At 62.0% G+C, this 16,363-nt stretch carries 14 protein-coding genes; 4 read left to right on the forward strand and 10 right to left on the reverse strand.

What is annotated here, in order from left to right; genetic code table 11:
- Positions 1-59: 59 nt before the first annotated feature.
- The 3 genes from DESPIGER_RS03645 to DESPIGER_RS03655 all read left to right on the forward strand — a co-directional run bounded on the left by DESPIGER_RS03645 (position 60) and on the right by DESPIGER_RS03655 (position 3,611).
- Positions 60-1,583: an outer membrane homotrimeric porin gene (locus DESPIGER_RS03645; protein WP_072333186.1), complete on the forward strand. Its 1,524-nt coding sequence runs from the start codon at positions 60-62 to the stop codon at positions 1,581-1,583.
- A gap of 62 nt (positions 1,584-1,645) precedes the next feature.
- Positions 1,646-1,888, forward strand: coding sequence for a 4Fe-4S dicluster domain-containing protein (locus DESPIGER_RS03650; RefSeq protein WP_072333189.1), 243 nt, complete (start codon positions 1,646-1,648; stop codon positions 1,886-1,888).
- Position 1,889: 1 nt separating this feature from the next.
- Positions 1,890-3,611, forward strand: coding sequence for an FAD-binding protein (locus tag DESPIGER_RS03655; protein ID WP_072333192.1), 1,722 nt, complete (start codon positions 1,890-1,892; stop codon positions 3,609-3,611).
- A 377-nt stretch (positions 3,612-3,988) separates the two neighbouring features.
- Here the strand turns inward: DESPIGER_RS03655 and DESPIGER_RS03660 are convergent, their stop codons facing one another.
- Positions 3,989-5,074, reverse strand: a complete 1,086-nt coding sequence (locus DESPIGER_RS03660; protein ID WP_072333194.1) for a CapA family protein — start codon at positions 5,072-5,074, stop codon at positions 3,989-3,991.
- A gap of 180 nt (positions 5,075-5,254) precedes the next feature.
- On the opposite strand from DESPIGER_RS03660, the gene DESPIGER_RS03665 reads away from it, so the two are divergent.
- Positions 5,255-5,695: an acyl-CoA thioesterase gene (locus tag DESPIGER_RS03665; RefSeq protein ID WP_072333197.1), complete on the forward strand. Its 441-nt coding sequence runs from the start codon at positions 5,255-5,257 to the stop codon at positions 5,693-5,695.
- A gap of 232 nt (positions 5,696-5,927) precedes the next feature.
- On the opposite strand, the gene DESPIGER_RS03670 is transcribed toward DESPIGER_RS03665, so the two are convergent.
- The 9 genes from DESPIGER_RS03670 to fdnG form a co-directional block, all read right to left on the reverse strand.
- Entirely contained in the window at positions 5,928-7,664 is a 1,737-nt protein-coding gene (locus DESPIGER_RS03670) for a potassium channel family protein (RefSeq protein WP_072337533.1), read from the reverse strand.
- 317 nt (positions 7,665-7,981) lie between these two features.
- Positions 7,982-8,170, reverse strand: coding sequence for a rubredoxin (locus DESPIGER_RS03675; RefSeq protein ID WP_072333200.1), 189 nt, complete (start codon positions 8,168-8,170; stop codon positions 7,982-7,984).
- 59 nt (positions 8,171-8,229) lie between these two features.
- The gene (locus DESPIGER_RS03680; RefSeq protein ID WP_072333203.1) at positions 8,230-8,631 is read right to left on the reverse strand and encodes a Fur family transcriptional regulator; all 402 of its coding nucleotides are present in this window, start codon (positions 8,629-8,631) and stop codon (positions 8,230-8,232) included.
- 76 nt (positions 8,632-8,707) lie between these two features.
- A complete protein-coding gene (locus DESPIGER_RS03685; protein ID WP_072333206.1) occupies positions 8,708-10,045 on the reverse strand; it encodes a glycerate kinase type-2 family protein in 1,338 nt (445 codons plus the stop codon).
- Between the two features lie 66 nt (positions 10,046-10,111).
- Entirely contained in the window at positions 10,112-10,687 is a 576-nt protein-coding gene (locus tag DESPIGER_RS03690; protein WP_231927630.1) for an FmdE family protein, read from the reverse strand.
- A 307-nt stretch (positions 10,688-10,994) separates the two neighbouring features.
- Complete coding sequence (locus DESPIGER_RS03695) at positions 10,995-11,375, reverse strand: cytochrome c3 family protein (RefSeq protein ID WP_231927631.1); 381 nt, start codon at positions 11,373-11,375, stop codon at positions 10,995-10,997.
- Positions 11,376-11,448: 73 nt separating this feature from the next.
- Entirely contained in the window at positions 11,449-12,399 is a 951-nt protein-coding gene (locus DESPIGER_RS03700) for a formate dehydrogenase accessory protein FdhE (protein ID WP_072333214.1), read from the reverse strand.
- 68 nt (positions 12,400-12,467) lie between these two features.
- On the reverse strand, positions 12,468-13,127 hold the full coding sequence (locus tag DESPIGER_RS03705) for a 4Fe-4S dicluster domain-containing protein (protein WP_072333217.1): 660 nt from the start codon (positions 13,125-13,127) through the stop codon (positions 12,468-12,470).
- Positions 13,128-13,175: 48 nt separating this feature from the next.
- Entirely contained in the window at positions 13,176-16,217 is a 3,042-nt protein-coding gene (gene fdnG, locus DESPIGER_RS03710) for a formate dehydrogenase-N subunit alpha (RefSeq protein ID WP_083575275.1), read from the reverse strand.
- Between the last annotated feature and the right edge of the window lie 146 nt (positions 16,218-16,363).

A 16,363-nucleotide genomic window follows, 5' to 3' on the forward strand; every position in this document is an offset into this window, starting at 1 on the left:
TTCTGCACCCAAATTTCCGGGCTTTGCCCGGCAATCACTGTCTCTCTGGAGGAAGGATTATGAAAAGGATCTGGTGCCTGCTGCTGGCGGCGGCCATGGTGACGGGAGCCGCCCAGGCAAGCCATGCTGTAGACTTCAAGGCCAAGGGAGTATGGCTGGCGAGTTTCCAGTATGGCCAGAACGGCAACTTCACCAATGGCGGGCATACCGGCTATGACCCGAGCGAAGACGAATTCGAGGCCCGGTCCCGTGTCCGCCTGGTCATCGACGCCGTGGCTGACGAAAACCTTTCCGGTCAGGTCTACTTTGAAATCGGCAAGTCCATCTGGGGCAAGGCCGACAATCCCCAGGGCGGTATGGCCCTGGGGGCTGACGCATCCATCGTGAAGCTCAAGCGAGCTTTCATCGACTGGCGTGTGCCCGATACGGACCTCAAGCTGCGCATGGGCATCCAGGGCATCGGTCTGCCCTACATGGCCATGGGCGGCCCTACGGTCTTCCAGTCCGACGTGGCCGCCATCACCGCCAGTTACGTTTTCAATGAGAACGCTGCCCTGACGGCCTTCTGGGCCCGTCCGTACAATGACAACTATGTGGGCGATGCCGACGGCTACCAGAAGAATTTCATGGACAACATGGACATGGCCGGTCTGATGGTGCCCCTGACCTTTGACGGCGTCAAGCTGACCCCCTGGGGCATGTTCGCCTCCATCGGCTCCAACACGTTCCGCAAGAACGACAACTACGTCGGCAACAAGATCAACGGCGTCAACGGCGGCTATGCCCTGAGCGGCCTGTTCCCCCTGCGTGCCGACCTGCTGAGCCACAAGGAAAAGCTCAATGCCTACGGCACGGCCTGGTGGGGCGGCCTGAGCGGCGAGATAACCAAATGGGATCCCTTCCGCATCGCCTGGGACTTCTCGTACGGCAATGTGACCTATGACGACGGCTCCCTGAACCGCTCCGGCTGGCTGGCCGGCCTGCTGCTGGAATACAATCTGGACTGGACCAAGCTGGGCCTGTTCGGCTGGTACAGCTCCGGTGACGACGACAACGTGGGCAACGGTTCCGAACGCCTGCCCACCATCAGCAACGACTACGGCCCCTGCAGCTTCTCCGGCACCTTCATGGGCCCGGACATCAATGGTCTGGAGCGTGACCGCGTCATCGGCAACAACCTGGTGGGCACCTGGGGCGTGGGCTTCCGCCTGAAGGACATGAGCTTCCTGGAAGACCTCAAGCACACCTTCCACATCAGCCTGCTCGGCGGAACCAACGATCCCGGCATCCTGAAAAAATACCACGAGCGCACCGGCCAATGGATGGCTCCCAACAATCCCGAAGGCACCACCAAGGTCGGCCGCGAGAACCTGTACCTCACCACGCGTGACTATGCCCTGGAGTTCGGCCTGCTCAACGAATACAAGATCTATGACAACCTGCAGGTCAATCTGGAAGCCAGCTACATCGCCCTGTGGCTGGACAAGTCGGATGACGTCTGGGGCCAGAGCCTGACCGGCGGCGACCATCGCGACATCCGCGACGCCTGGAACGTGAGCGTGCTGTTCATCTACTCTTTCTAGCCAGCCCTCCTGAACACGGGCACGGCCGTATCTCCACTGCGGCCGTGCCCAAAGGAACGATCATGATCGAAAGAATCGATGCCGCTATCTGTACCGGCTGCGGCGCCTGCGTGGAAAAGTGTCCTCTGGACGCCCTGCGGCTCGGTGAGGACGGCAAAGCCTTCATCGCCTATGCCGACGACTGCATGACCTGCTATATCTGCGAACGGCTGTGCCCGTCAGGCGCCATCTTCGTGCACCCGTTCCGCGAAGAACTGCCGCCTGTTTTCCCCGATATCCCCAAGGCTCTGGGCGGAGGACTGTAAGATGAACATGCATCACATCACGACGGATGTCCTGATCCTGGGCGGCGGTTCCGCCGGTCTGTGGGCCGCCTACCGCTGTTCCGAGCTGGCGCCTGAAGCCCGCATCTGCATCGTGGACAAGGGCCCCCGCGACTGGGGCGGCCTGATGACCATGGCGGGCGGCGATTTTGAAGCCGTCCTTCCCCCGGACGACGTGGATGAATGGGTCCGGGATTTCGTCTATTATTTCGACGGCCTGTGCGACCAGAACCTCATGGAGGAGATACTGCGACGCTCTGCCGACCGTCTGCATGACTACGAGCGCTTCGGCTGCGAATTTTTCAAAAAAGAAGACGGCAGCATGAAATACGTCCCCCAGCGGGGACTGGAACATGTGAAGCTGTACCCGGCCCAGCTCAAGGGCCGCGGCGGCGAACTGATGGTCAGGAACATCGTGCGCCAGCTCAGGCAACGCTCCGTGGAGCGGATGGGGCGCATCCTGCTGACCGAACTGCTGCAGCAGGACGGCCGTGTTTGCGGTGCCCTGGGCTTCGATACCATCAATGGTGATTTCTACCGCCTCGATGCCAGGGTGGTCATCGCCGCCAGCGGCATGGGCGGCTGGAAGACCTCGTACGGCAAGAACACGCCCACCGGCGAGACCATGCAGATGGCCTATGAGGCCGGTGCCGTCCTGCAGAACCTGGAATTCGCCCGCGTCTGGAACATGCCCCGTCTCTTCGGCTGGGAAGGCCAGACCGTGCTGATGCCCCTGGGCGCACGCTTCGTCAATGCCGAAGGCGAGCCCTTCATGGAGCGCTACTCCCCCGTGCTGGGCTCCAATACCGACCCCCACTACACCACCATGGCCATGGCCATGGAGATCCGGGCAGGCCGCGGCCCCATCACGTTCGACCTGAGCCGCATCCAGCAGGAGAACCTGATCCTGCTGCGCCCCCAGAACGGCTGGCAGAAGCTGAACTACGACAAGCTTTCCGCCCTGGGGCTGGACCTGTTCCGGGATTCCACGGAGTGGGTGCCCCAGATGACCGTTTCTTACGGCGGTCTGCGGGCCGATGCCTGGGGCAACACCAATCTGGAAGGCCTGCTGGCTGCCGGTACGGCCCGGGCCACCGAGCCCGGTGTCTACGCCGGCGGTTTTGCCCTGATGACCACGTCCGTGCTGGGCCATATGGCCGGCGAAAACGCGGCCCGCCTGCTCCAGACACTGCCGGAAGTCAGGAGCGACCTGTCCGACGCGGGGCTCGCCGCCCGCCGGCAGGCCCTGTTCGCGCCTCTGGGCAAGGAAGGCCTTACGCCCAAGGAAGTGCTGACCTCCATCCAGAAAACGGTCTTCCCCTACGGGGTCTCCATCCTCAAGAACGAGCGCAGCCTGCAGGCCGCGCTCAAGGAACTGGAACGTATCCGGGAAGAAGACCTGCCGCGCATGGTGGCGGCGGATCCCCACTACCTGCTCAAGCTGCATGAGACCCGTGGTGTGGCCTTTGTCAGTGAAATGTACGTCCGGGCCTCGCTGGAACGCCGGGAGACCCGTGCGGGGCACTACCGGGAAGATTATCCCGTGCGCGACGACGCCCAGCTGGCCTGGCTCTGCCTGCGCAAGGATGCGGACAGCACGCCGGAATTCTTCCGCGTCCCGGTGCCTCTGGAGCAGTACAAGCATCCTGTGACCCGGTACTACCAGGACAACTTCGCTTTCCCGGTCAACGAAAGCGTCAAGTAATCTCCACCTCCCGGACGGCCCGATGCCATGCCCTCCCCCGGCAGGAAGCACCCCCGCTCCCTGTCAGACGAAGGGGCGGCAGGAATGACCTGCCGCCCCTTCCGTCTCAAGCGATGGGTGTCGGGGACACTGGGCAGGCCTGCTGAGGATGCGGACGGCAAAGCACCGTCCTTCCGCATCCTGGTGCCGCTGGAACGGCGCAGGCCCCCCTCTCCGAGTCCCGGTACTGCCAGGGCAATTCCGCTTTACCGGCCGCTGTCTGCGCGTGCCTGCCTTTTTCCGGCATGACTGGCCGGTGGGACTGAACTGGCTCTCAGCTTCCGCAGCTCGTCCATCCCGGATGCGGCCCCGCCCGTTACCCGGAGGCCCTGCGGCGCCTAGAGATTTTTCCAGAACAGGAGGAATGATCCCAGTCCCGATCCTTCATCGGCCGTCTTCGCCTCCTGTCCGCTCCCTTCCGCCGGAGGCTGCGCTATGGTGGCGGCAGCCCTGGCCCCCAGATCCTGTGCCTGCCGCAGCACGGCCTCGTCCATGCGGTACAGGGAAAACTGCCAGTTGCTGGTTTTCCCGTACAGCCAGCAGGCGGATTTGCCGCCTGTGACCGTGTCGAGGCGGATGGACAGCAGGCGTACATCGTTCCGGTTTCGCCAGCCTCTGTTGCCGCCGAACAGGAAATTTCCCAGTCCCCAGGCCACAAAGGTCTTGCGCGGCGAGCTCCCGAGGGTCTCGAACCCGCCATAGCAATGACTGTGGGCAAAAAGGATGATGTCTGCCCCTGCGGCGGCGAACCAGTCCGCCCAGAGCCGCTGGCGTTCCGAAGCCTCGGGAAAACCTTCGTTCCCGTCATGGGAATACAGGATGATCCAGGCTTCCGGCTCCCGGGCACGCAAGGCCCGCACGGTTTCCAGCAGCTGGGGATAGGACAGCGTGACGATCCGGGGACCGCTGCCGATCTGCGACATGGGCGATCCCGTCAGCAGGTAGACCGGCGGCTTCCTTTGGGGCAGCAGGGAGAGAGGTGTAAAAGTCCCGCGATCATGCAGGCCGTTGTGACGGATACGGGCGCCGGCCAGCACTGTCAGCAGATTGGCCGCGCCCTCTTCCAGCCCGTCGAACACATGGTTGTTGGCGGTGCAGGCGGCCCCATTGGCAAAAGCCATCTGGGGGAACAGCAGGCCGTCGGCATGGAAGACGAAGGTATTCTGCTTGGAGACGGAAGAAAGACCGGCGATCTCGCAGTTCCACAGGAAGATATCCGCCCGCTCCAGGCGCCGGCGGGTCAGGGGCCCGAAAAGCTCCCCCGCCTGGGGAGCCTCGAGCATGCGGCCGCCCAGAAGCACGTCCCCGGCCGCCAGGATCTCAAGCGCGCCTTCCGCGGCCATGACCGGCCATGACAGCAGCAGGATCAGCCCCACGCCCCCCAGCCATTTTACATACCGTGCACTGACCATGCGCTGTGCCATGACGGCCTTCCTCCTGTCCGGGCATATGTCCTGTCTTCCTCTACGCCAGGGCAGCGGACCAGACAAGCGAAATCCTTTCCCGGGCAGCCGAACAGGCAAAAGGCACATGGCCTTTCCCCGTGGACAGGTATATGCTGTGTTCCGCTAGGCAGACGACACCCCGTCTGCCACGGAGGAACCATGCGCATCTTCACCCGGGAAATCGTCGTCTCTCCCCGGCATATCGACATCCAGAACCGTGTCAGCAACCTGTGCTATGTCCAGTGGATGCAGGACCTGGCCATCAGCCACTCCACAGTCCAGGGCTGGGGCGTGGAGCGCTACGAGGCGGAAGGGCACGGCTGGGTCGTCCGTCAGCACACCATCACCTACAAACGCCCCGCCCTTGCCGGGGATATCATCACCGCCGCCACCTGGGTAGCCGAGCTCGCCTCCCGCCAGAGCCTGCGCCGCTATCTGTTCTGGCGCGGCACTGACCGCAGCGTCCTGGCCGAAGCGGCCACGGTCTGGGTCTATATCGACATGGCGACCGGCCGGCCTTCCCGCCTGCCTCCCTCCCTGCAATCGGCCTTCGAGGTCGTGGAAGATGCCAGGGAAGTCCTGCGGTCCCTGCAGGGCTAGCCGCCGCAAGGACAATCTCCGTCAGCCCGCCGGGCGGCCCCGACCCCTGCCACCGTTCGGGACAGGCCGGAACAGGCTCCTGCAGGCCGGGACTCGAAAGCAAACTGGCGGCCGCCAGACCTTTCCCCGTGGGCAGACCGCCCCAAAAGGGAAGGCAGACGGATCTCCCTCCCCTTGTGATGGCGGAAAGCTGCATCCTGCGGCTGGCCAATGCCTGAGCCGCTGCGGCGCCTCAGCTCAGATCGGCATCGGCACAGGCAAGATCACTGTCGATGCCGTACCGTTCCCGGAAGCGCTCTTCGGCCTCCGAGTCGCCGATAAGATAAAGGGCGTCCCCCAGGGCAAACATATAGCCCGGATCGGGGTTGACGTGCATGGTGCCGGTATGGTCGCGCACGGCCAGCACACTGCATTTGGTCTTGTTGCGGATGCCGCATTCCATCAGGCTCTTGCCCTGCAGCTGTCCCCGGATGGTATAGCGGAAAACGAGCAGACGTTCGTTCAGCATCATCATCTTGTCCGGGGCCAGCAGATTGATGATGCTGTTGCTCACCAGGGAGGCCAGGGAAAGCACCTGGTCCGCACCGGCACTGTGCAGGCCGTTGACGTTTCGGTCCAGCGAGGCACGGCAGAGGATCTGGGCATCCGGCCGCAGACGGCGGCTGTAGATGGTCAGATAGATGTTGGCGTCATCGTCATGGGTGGTGATGATGATGGTGCGCGTCTTGCGGATGCCGGCCTTTTCCAGAACGGCAAGATCCGCGGCGTCCCCGTGCACATGGGGGATGGCGCCGGAATTGATGTGCGGCTGCCGGTCCACGATCACCGCCGGGATCTTGCGGCGTGCCAGGTTCCGTGCCACGGCAAGGCCCACCCTGCCGCCGCCAAGGATGACCACGGGCACGTTCTCCATCCCTGTCTTTTCCGGCTCACTGATCAGGCGGTCGAACATCCGCACCTGTTTTTCCGTACCGGCCACCACCAGGACGCTGCTTTCCGTGAGCATCGTGTGCGGCCCGGGCAGCTGGAACGCACCGCGATCCCAGACGCCGACCACGTTGATGCCCGTCCGTTCGCGCAGGCTGCACTCCAGCAGGGTCTTGCCGGCCAGGCTGCTGTGCATCACCGGAGCTTCCGCCACCACCAGACGGCCGAAGCGTCCCATGATGCTGGCCCGCTGGGACGAGCGGACCACCCGCCGGGCCATGGCCTCGCCCAGCACATTGTGGAACTGGAACACCCTGTTGCACCCTGCCAGGCGCAGGATGTCCGTGGCGTCGGGATTTTCCACCCCGGCAGCGATGATGACCTGCGGCGCGGCTTCACGGGCCGAGAAAACGATGTTGGTGCTGCGGATGTCCGTATCCATGACCACCAGCATGGCGGCCGTATCGGCGTGCAGTTTCTGGTAGGTCTTCACGTCGTCATGGTCACCGGCAGCCACTTCGTAGCCCTGGTCAAGCAGATCGAGGCCCGTCTGGGGATCATTGCACAGCAGCACGCGCCGGATGCCGTGGCGTGCCAGATCGTCCGCCAGATTGAGGGTGATGGGCCCGCTCCCAACGATCAGCACATGCCCCCTGATCCCGGCAGGCAGGCGGCGCGGCACCATGTCCTTTTTCTGGCTTTCCAGCCACGGCATGTAAAAATGCTGGATAAAGGTGAAAGGCATCATGATCAGGAAAAAGATCACGCCCGACATCAGCACGATGATGGAAAAGATACGCCCCGGGTCCGAGGAAAACGTGATATCGCCGAAACCGAGCGTGGACATGACCGTCAGCGTCCAGTAGACCCCGGTGATCCAGGAATGCTCCTTCCCTTCATACTCCATGAGCCAGTGGAAAATAACGCTGTAGGCGGCGATCATGACGCACAGGGTGATGAAAAAGCGCCGCAGCACGATTATATTGTGCTTTGCACCACGCTCATGCAGAAAGGTCATGATCTGGGAGGGTAGATACTTCATGCGCACCAGTCTGTTGCTGAAACAAGGTATTTTTTGAAGATACCAAAACAGTCAGGCTACGCAAGCATCTCTTTGTGCTCCTGCCCGGGCAGGAGCCAGGCTGCCGGGAGGGAAGCCGGGGCCTCAGCCACGGCACGGGAAGTATCCGGGCAGGTGAGGCCCGTCCGTGTCACCGCTCTCCATGCGCTTCTGAACGTCCGTACAGCCTTCCCGCCACCGGCGGGCGTTGCGTAAAAACGGCTCCTTGCTGCTGCCCGTGAGTCCGGGGACAGCGCCATCACAAAAAAGGACGCCCTGGGGCGTCCTTGTCTGCCGTCTTAATTTTCTTCCGAAAGGCGACGGAAGCTTTTTTTTGCCGCGCCACAGACCGGGCAGCGCCAGTCATCGGGCAGGTCCTCGAATTTGGTACCGGCAGGGATCTTGTGGCGTTTGTCGCCACGATCCGGGTCGTAGACATAACCGCAATTCACCATCTGGCAACGCCACATGTCCCGAGCTTCAGCCATAAGGATCTCCTTTGAAAAGATCGGGACGGAAAAAGATCCGTCCCGAAGAAAACGTGTGCTTACTTCAAGCCCTTGGCAGCGCAGGCATCACAAATCCCGTCAAATTCCACACGGGAATCGACAACGGAATAAAAGCCTTCCACCTGCATGCCTGCCACAGAGGGTACCGGCAGGGGTTGCATGACATCGCCTATGCGTCCGCAGTGGATGCAGCGCACATGCTGATGCCAGGAGATATCACCATCGAATCGTTTGGTCGTCCCGGCAGCTTCAAGCCGGCGTATCTCACCGGTATCCGCCAGGAAGTCAAGGTTGCGGTATACCGTGCCAAGGCTGATGCGGGGCAGACGTTCGCGGACGATGCTGTACAGCTCATCCGCTGTGGGGTGGGTTTTGACTTTTCTCAGTTCTTCAAGGATGACAGCACGTTGCCTAGTCATTCTGGTTTGTGGTTGGGCCATAAGCGAACTCCAGTATTTAATAAAAATTACTATTTAAAGCGGCTGTTGTCAAGTTATGGCATCAAAGAAAAAACTTTTAGTGTATATTTTCCGGCCAAACCAGCAAAATGGCCAGATCCATGACATTGGTCCGTGTGGGGCCGGTACGCAGCAGGGCGCCGCAGTGATGCAGGATCGCGTAGCTGTCGTTTTCTTCCAGAGCACGGCGCGCCTGCTCCAGCCCCGCAACGGCCAGGTTGCCGGCCCAGGCACAGCCTCCGGCGGCATCCGTGGGCCCATCCGTACCATCCGTACCGGCGAACAGGGCGCAGATATGCGGGCAGTCCTGCAGGGCCAGGCTGGCCGCCAGCGCCATTTCCTGATTGCGTCCCCCCCTGCCCCGGCCGCGAAGCGTCACGGTTGTCTCGCCTCCGGCCAGCAGGCAGACAGGCTGTGCGTCCGCGGCCAGCTCCGCCGCCATCTGCCGGGCCTGTGTCACCAGCAGGGCCGCCTGCTCCCGGGCTTCTCCCACCATCCTGTCCGTCAGGATGACAGGACGAAAGCCGTGCGATCTGGCCTGCTCCGCCGCTGCGTCAAGGGCCTGCCGGTTGGTGGCGACCAGCGTGTTCTGCACATGCCGGAACAGGGCATCTCCCGGTTTGGGCGTCTCCGCCTCCTGATGCAGCTGGCCCTGCCGGAGATGGTGCAGGACAGCGGGCGGCATGGCCGATCCCAGCCCGTAGCGGGCGAGGATGTCCATGCAGTCTGCGAACGTCGAAACATCCGGCGCTGTGGGGCCTGAGGCGATGACATCCAGGGCGTCCCCGACCACATCGGAAACGATCACACTCACCACCCCGGCAGGGGCTGCTGTCCTGGCCAGCTGCCCCCCGCTGAAACGGGACAGATGCTTCCTGACGGCATTGAGTTCCGTAATGGTCGCGCCGCTGCGCAGCAGCAGCTCCGTCACCTGCTGCATGTCTTCCAGAGTGACCCCGCTCACCGGGGCCGGTGTCAGGGCACTGGCCCCGCCTGTGAGCAGGCAAAGGACAAGATCATCTGCCGCCGCCCCGGCGGCCAGTTCCAGCAAGGCCCGTGTGGCCGCCGCACCTGCGGCATCCGGGACAGGATGGGCGGCCTCCACCTGGGCGATCTGCTGCAAGGGCAGACCGTGACCGTACTTGACCACCAGCATCCCGGTATCGATACGGTCCCCCAGCAGCTCTTCCACGGCAGCGCCCATGGGCGCGACCCCCTTGCCGGCTCCCAGCACCAGCAAACGCCCCCGGCGCGGCAGTTTCCAGCTTTGCCCGTCCACCAGCAGTTGCCCGTCTTCCAGGCAGACATGGCGCATCAGGGCCGCATCGGGAGCCACGGCCCGCACCCCGGCATCGAAGATAGAATACAGCACGGCCTTGCGGGCTTCCAGTTCCATCACGATCTCTCCTGAAACGAAAAGGCCCACGGCAGCATGGTTTCCGTGGGCCCGGGACGATAAGGGCTATTCCTTTCCGGCAAGGTAGGGGCCATCCCCCTGGCAGGGACGACACAGATCCCCCAGCACTGCCGGATACCATTCCCCGCAGCGGGGGCAGCGGCGCACCACGCCTTTTCCCTTCTTCACCAAAAAATCAGGATGGATGCGGATGGGCGCGGCCTGGAGCAGGTCCATGCCCGCAGCACGGATCTCCTCTCGCAGCAATTCCGGCTCCTGCTCACGCTTGGGCTTTTCCTTGAGGAACCAGGCCCGCACATGCGGGTAGGCATCCAGCGCGTCCACATTAAGGCGGACGCGCGTCCCCTCTCCCGTATACTTGTCATACAGAGAAAGCGCATAGATACCAAAATGATAGACTTTCAGCCAGCCGTTGCCCACCGTGCAGGGGGTCAGCAGCTGGATGGCATCCGGGAGACACTGGACCGTTTCCGAAACGGCGTCGTACAGGATGCCTTCCGGCAGGGTACGCCGTGCCATTTCCACCATATATCCGCCGATGATGACCCCAGGGGCCACATGGCCATGAAAATCCTTTACCACGGCCACAAAGGCGTCGTGATCCCATTTTCCGATCCGCATGCATGTCTCCATTGAAAATCCTGCGGCTCTCCCGCACATCGCCCGAACATCCGCGGGCCCCTCTCCGGCCTTCCGGGAGGGCCGAAACCCAAAAGCCATCCGGCACAGAGACCGCCTGGCAGGCAGCCTGTCGTGCCGGCAGGCCCATTTTAGACGATACCCGCTCGCTGCAGCTCTGTAAACCGCAAGGATCGGGGAATCTGGCGGAAAGGGCGCAGCCCACAGCCCCAGTCTCCGGGGCTGTCCGGGCTCCAGAAAAAACTGCCCCGCAGAATCACTTCCTGCGGGGCAGAAAACAGACAGTGACTTACTTTCCTTCGGCTCCGCCACCCTGGGGAGGCATATGGCACGGACGGCAGCCGGGTCCCAGCATGGTCGTATGGCAGCCATAGCAGGAACGTTCGGAACTCTTGGTATGATACGCCCAGAACAGGCTCTGGGGATCACGCTCCCGCGTCCCCTTCAGGGAGTGGCATTCTTCGCTTGCCCCGCAGGACACATAGGCATCCTTGGCGTCAGAGGGCGCCGCGTGGTGACAGACGTCACACTCCACGCTTTCATGGCTGGCGTGATTGAACTTCACCCACATTTTTTTGTGTTCCGAGCTCTTGAGCTCGATGGGCTTGTCCGGAGCCTTGACGTCGCCGGCCACGGCCCAGGTGGCCGCACCGCCGATCAACGACAGCATACATATCGCAATGAGCGCTCGTTTCATGCGTTACCTCGTATTGACCGCTGGCCGCAAGGCAGCCACGGCAGCTCTAAAACGTGTTCCAGAAGGCGGGATGGAGCGGCTGCAGACCCTTTTGGGCCGCGACCATGTCCATATGGAGCATCCCCAGTGCCAGAGCGTCCAGATCGGGAGCGGTGTCGCGCTCGCGCAGATCCACCGTCGGGCAGTAGGTCTTGCAGCGGGTGCACCAGTCAAGGCGTTCGCCCAGGGCATTCCCTGCTTCTTTCAGGATCTCCATGACGCCTGCCCCTTCTTCACCGCAGAAGGGGCAGGCCCCGCGGCGGAAGGTCCAGTCCGTACCGCACAGCGAGCAGTGGAGGTGCTTCTTGCCGCCACCACCCGCCAGGAACGCGTTTTTTTCATCAAAAACAGGCCGGTCCAGATACGCTATGGAAGGCCCGGATCCGCAGACGGGGCAATATCCCTGCCGCCAGGTACCTTCCACGTTCCAGGGAGCCTCCTTTCCGTCCCCATGCGGCGACAGCTCCACCAGAGCCCGCAGGACGGGCCCCAGCATGAAGCTGAACGCAAACAGCAGCACCTGTACGGGAACATCCAGATGCGCCGCGGTCTTTTCCACACTCTCGGCCGTCTCATTGAGCACGGCCTCAGCCAGAGCCACCGGGGCCTCCGGGCCCTGCGCGGCGTCCACGAAGAAGGCCCGCAGCTTCGCTTCGTGCGGCCTGATGATCTCCTGGGCCGCAAGCAGCGGGATCATGGCCTCGGCCGCAGCCCTGAGGGCTGTCCCGATTCCGGCAAGCGGCACCTCCGCCAGCAGCGGATAGCCCTGGGCGGCCCGTTCACGCTGCATCGCAGGCAGACGGACGCCGGCGGCTTCCAGCAGGGGCTTGAGCTGTGCGGGCAACGCGGCCCGGGCAGCCAGCAGCGGGGCAAAGGCTTGCAGGACAGGGGACAGGACAGGACGGCGGGCAAGGATACCGCTGACGGTTTCTTCCACGCTTTGGCAGGATACGGCCATGGATACTCCGGCTATCGAAGCCCGCGGGCTTCGGAGAGAGGGTGGGAACAGGGAGAAGGCGACGACAGTTAGCCGAAGGTCGCGTATTCGTAATAAAACTCGGCTTCCTCCGCAAGCAGGTAGATCACGCTGACTTCGTCAGGATCTGCCAGGAATGCCTTGGGATGGGTCTTTTTGACGACCTCTAGCCGTTTTTTGGCAAGGGCCAGGATCTCGTCCCGCTCGCCAAAGACCATGGCCCCGGTGGGGCAGGTCTTGACACAGGCAGGCAACATCCCGGCTGCGATGCGGTCGGAACACATGTCGCACTTGGCAAGGGTCTTTTTGACCTTGTCATACCTGGGGATATTGTACGGACAGGCATGGATGACGTCTGCCATGTCCTGTTCACTGAGCTTCCGGATCTTGTCGGTCACCAGCACGGCGCCGGTCTTGGGATCCTTGATCATGGCGCCGGGCACGGCCATGTCGGCCACATCCACGCAGATGGGCGTGACACAGTGACGGCACTGGTCCGGGAAGAAGTTCCAGACCACATTGCCCTGCTTGTCCAGATGCTCATGGAAACGAACGATCTTGTAGTTGTTGGGGTTCAGATCCGGCGGATTCTGATGGCTCCCCCGCTGCTTGGTCTCGTTGGCGGGCAGATCGTGCCATTCCTTGCAGGCAAGCTGACAGCCGCGGCATGCCGTGCAGCGTGTGGTATCTACTAAAAATGCTTTCGGCATATCTTTGCTCCTTGGGGGGCGTGCCCCGAAGGGCACGCCCGGTGCTGGTTAAGCAATTTCCGTCAACTTGTCCGCCTTGCGGATGTTCACACAACAGGCCTTCGCTTCGGGGATGGTCGTGTTGGGGTCACAGGCCACAATGGTCAGACGGTTGGTGGAGTCGCCGCATTTCGGCGTCGTCCAGCCATAAGCAAAGGGCATACCGATCAGATGGACAGTCTTGCCCATGACCTTGAACGGACGGATGCGGACCGTCACCATGGCAATGGCTTCCACCTTGCCGCGGGCGCTTTCCACGATCACGCCGTCACCGTTGGCGATGCCCTTTTCCTTGGCCAGCTCGGGGCTCATTTCCACATAGAGCTGGGGCTCGGCTTCAAGCAGGTTGGGCACATTGCGGGTCTCACCGCCGCCACACCAGTGTTCCGTCATGCTGTAGGTCGTCAGCACGATGGGATACTTGGGATCGGCCGCCTTGGCCAGTTTGTCCATATCACTGGTATGGAACTTGTAGACCGGGCTGCTCAGCTGCTTGGAGAAGGGATGCTGCGCCACGGGCGTTTCCGCCGGTTCGTAATGCTCGGGGAACGGGCCGTCCAGACGGCCGGGGCCGTACAACTGGGCATAGCCGTCTGTTGTCATGATATAGGCCAGCTTGCCGTTCTTGGTATCGGCCTGCGGTGCCCAGGGACCGTCCGGCACGTCGCCCACCCATTTCTTGCCGTCCCATTCGATGACGGCCTTCTTGGGATTGTAGGGCTTGCCGTTGAGGTCCACGGAGGCACGGTTGTACAGGATGCGCCGGTTGACCGGCCAGCACCACGACCAGTTGGGATACAGGCCGATGGCGGCCTGCATGGGCGTCTGGGTCGGGTCGCGCCGCTTGGACTTGTTGCCTTCTTCCTCCGTATAGCTGCCGGTGTACAGCCAGTTGAGGGACGAGGTGGTGCCGTCGGCCTGCAAATTGCCGAAGGCCGGGACCAGGTCGCCCTTTTTGTACAGACGGTTGCCGATCTTGGTATCGGCCCAGAAGAAGCCGTTGATGCGGCGGGTCCATTCCTCGGGATCGTACTTTTCGGGCCAGTTCATCTTCAGCAGGGCTTCGGGCAGCTTGCCGCCTTCGGCCTTGTACATTTCACGCAGCTTGTTGATCAGCGGCACGAACATGTCAGCGAAGTTGCGGGCCTCGCCCGCCGGTTCCACGGCCTTGTCAAACCACAGCAGCCAGCGGCCGCTGTTGCTGATGGTACCGGCCTTTTCCACGCGATGGGCCGACGGCAGCAGGAAGACTTCGGTCTTCATCTTCTTGGGGTCGACGCCGGGACGGTGCCAGTTGTCCGTGGTTTCGGAATTGTGCAGCTCGGCGCAGACCATCCAGTCCAGATTGTCCAGGGCCTTGCGCATCTTGTTGGTGTTGGGGAAACTGTTCATGGGGTTGACGCCGAAGACAAAACCACCCTTGATCTTGCCGTGGTACATCTTGTCCATGACATACATGTACGAATAGTCCGCTCCAGGCTCGCCCTTGGGCAGCAGGCCGTAGCAGAAGTCGTTTTCCGGCTTTGCCTCTTCACCGAACCAGCCCTTGAGCAGGCTGGCGAAGTACTTGGGCCGGTTGCCCCACCAGTTGGCACTGTTGGGGATCTTGGTGACCGGGGTATTGGCCTTGTTGAACTGGGCCAGGGTCTGCCAGGGCGCCAGCGGCAGGCCGATATACCCGGGCAGCACATGGTACAGCAGGGCATGGTCCGTGGAGCCCTGCACATTGGGCTCGCCACGCAGGGCGTTGATGCCGCCACCGGCCACACCGATATTGCCCAGCAGCAGCTGCACCAGCGTGGAGCAGCGGATGTTCTGCACGCCCACGGTATGCTGGGTCCAGCCCAGTGCGTACAGGATGGTGCCGGCCTTGTCGGGCTTGCCCGTGGCACTGAACTGCTTGTAGACCTTGAGCAGGTTTTCTTCGGAAACACCCGTGATGTCGGAGACGTTCTTCAGGGTGTACCGCGAGTAATGCTTCTTCATCAGGTTGAAGACGCAGCGCTCGTGCTTCAGCGTGGCGTCACGCAGCGGGGCGCCGTCCGGGCCCTTTTCGAAGCCCCACTTGCTCTGGTCATACTTGCGCGCCTTGGCGTCATAGCCGCTGAAAAGGCCGTCCTTGAAGTCATAGCCCTTGCCGACGATGAACGAGGCGTTGGTATAATTGATAACGTAATCGTGGAAATAGCTGTTCGATTCCAGGATGTAATTGACCATACCGCCCAGGAACGCGATATCCGTACCGGAGCGCAGCGGCACATGATAATCGCAACGGGCGGACGTGCGGGAGAACTTGGGGTCGACGTGGATAAGCGCCGCGCCGTTGTCCTTGGCCCGCATGATCCATTTGAACGAAACAGGATGATGTTCAGCGGCATTGCTGCCGATAATAAGAACCACGTCGGCATTCTTGATGTCGATCCAGTGGTTGGTCATAGCACCGCGTCCGAACGACTCTGCCAGAGCCGCAACAGTGGGGCTGTGTCAGACCCGTGCCTGGTGGTCCAATTGGACAACACCCAGGCCGCGCATGGCTTGATGGATAACGGCGCATTCCTCGTTGGAGGCGTGCGAGGTGCCCATCATGAAAATGCTTTCCAGACGGTTGACCGTCTGGCCCTTGCTGTTTTTGAGGATCAGATCCTTGTCACGCGTATCCTTCACGCGACGGGCGATCTTTTCCAGCATCCATCCCCAGTCCTTTTCTTCCCACTTTTCACTGTAGGGCGCCCGGTACAAGGGCTTGGTGAGGCGATGCGGATTCGTGTACATGGAGAACAGGGCGGCACCCTTGGCGCACAGGGAACCTTCGTTGACGGGGAAATCGGGATCCCCCTCTGTGCTGACGAGCTTGCCGTCGCGCACATAAGCGATGACCTGACAGCAGACGGCGCAGAACGGACAGATCGTGATGACTTCCTTTGCGCCCTCTATCTTGAGACTCCCGGCATAGGCCTGGGCCTCGCCGAGGTTGAAACCGAACTGGCTGAGCGAGAGGCAGAGGGCACTCACGCCTGCCAGTTTCAGGAATCCCCTTCGTGTGTAGCTCATAGGCTTCCTCTCCTGGGTCAGGATGAAACAGGTATATGCCGAAAGCCGAGCATGCCTGGCGGCTGCGGGGTCCGGCACGTTTTTTCTGTGAAGCGTTCCTGAAACAAAGCACTCCACAAAAAATGTTTTATGAAACCGTAGCACTG

The sequence above is a fragment of the Desulfovibrio piger genome (assembly GCF_900116045.1).
GTDB classification, from domain to species: Bacteria; Desulfobacterota; Desulfovibrionia; order Desulfovibrionales; family Desulfovibrionaceae; genus Desulfovibrio; species Desulfovibrio piger_A.

Bases quoted from the DNA above. Each gene is read 5' to 3' on its own strand.
- DESPIGER_RS03645 (WP_072333186.1), top strand. From the start codon at position 60: ATGAAAAGGATCTGGTGCCTGCTGCTGGCGGCGGCCATGGTGACGGGA.
- DESPIGER_RS03650 (WP_072333189.1), top strand. From the start codon at position 1,646: ATGATCGAAAGAATCGATGCCGCTATCTGTACCGGCTGCGGCGCCTGC.
- DESPIGER_RS03655 (WP_072333192.1), top strand. From the start codon at position 1,890: ATGAACATGCATCACATCACGACGGATGTCCTGATCCTGGGCGGCGGT.
- DESPIGER_RS03660 (WP_072333194.1), bottom strand. From the start codon at position 5,074: ATGGCACAGCGCATGGTCAGTGCACGGTATGTAAAATGGCTGGGGGGC.
- DESPIGER_RS03665 (WP_072333197.1), top strand. From the start codon at position 5,255: ATGCGCATCTTCACCCGGGAAATCGTCGTCTCTCCCCGGCATATCGAC.
- DESPIGER_RS03670 (WP_072337533.1), bottom strand. From the start codon at position 7,664: ATGAAGTATCTACCCTCCCAGATCATGACCTTTCTGCATGAGCGTGGT.
- DESPIGER_RS03675 (WP_072333200.1), bottom strand. From the start codon at position 8,170: ATGGCTGAAGCTCGGGACATGTGGCGTTGCCAGATGGTGAATTGCGGT.
- DESPIGER_RS03680 (WP_072333203.1), bottom strand. From the start codon at position 8,631: ATGGCCCAACCACAAACCAGAATGACTAGGCAACGTGCTGTCATCCTT.
- DESPIGER_RS03685 (WP_072333206.1), bottom strand. From the start codon at position 10,045: ATGGAACTGGAAGCCCGCAAGGCCGTGCTGTATTCTATCTTCGATGCC.
- DESPIGER_RS03690 (WP_231927630.1), bottom strand. From the start codon at position 10,687: ATGCGGATCGGAAAATGGGATCACGACGCCTTTGTGGCCGTGGTAAAG.
- DESPIGER_RS03695 (WP_231927631.1), bottom strand. From the start codon at position 11,375: ATGCTGTCGTTGATCGGCGGTGCGGCCACCTGGGCCGTGGCCGGCGAC.
- DESPIGER_RS03700 (WP_072333214.1), bottom strand. From the start codon at position 12,399: ATGGCCGTATCCTGCCAAAGCGTGGAAGAAACCGTCAGCGGTATCCTT.
- DESPIGER_RS03705 (WP_072333217.1), bottom strand. From the start codon at position 13,127: ATGCCGAAAGCATTTTTAGTAGATACCACACGCTGCACGGCATGCCGC.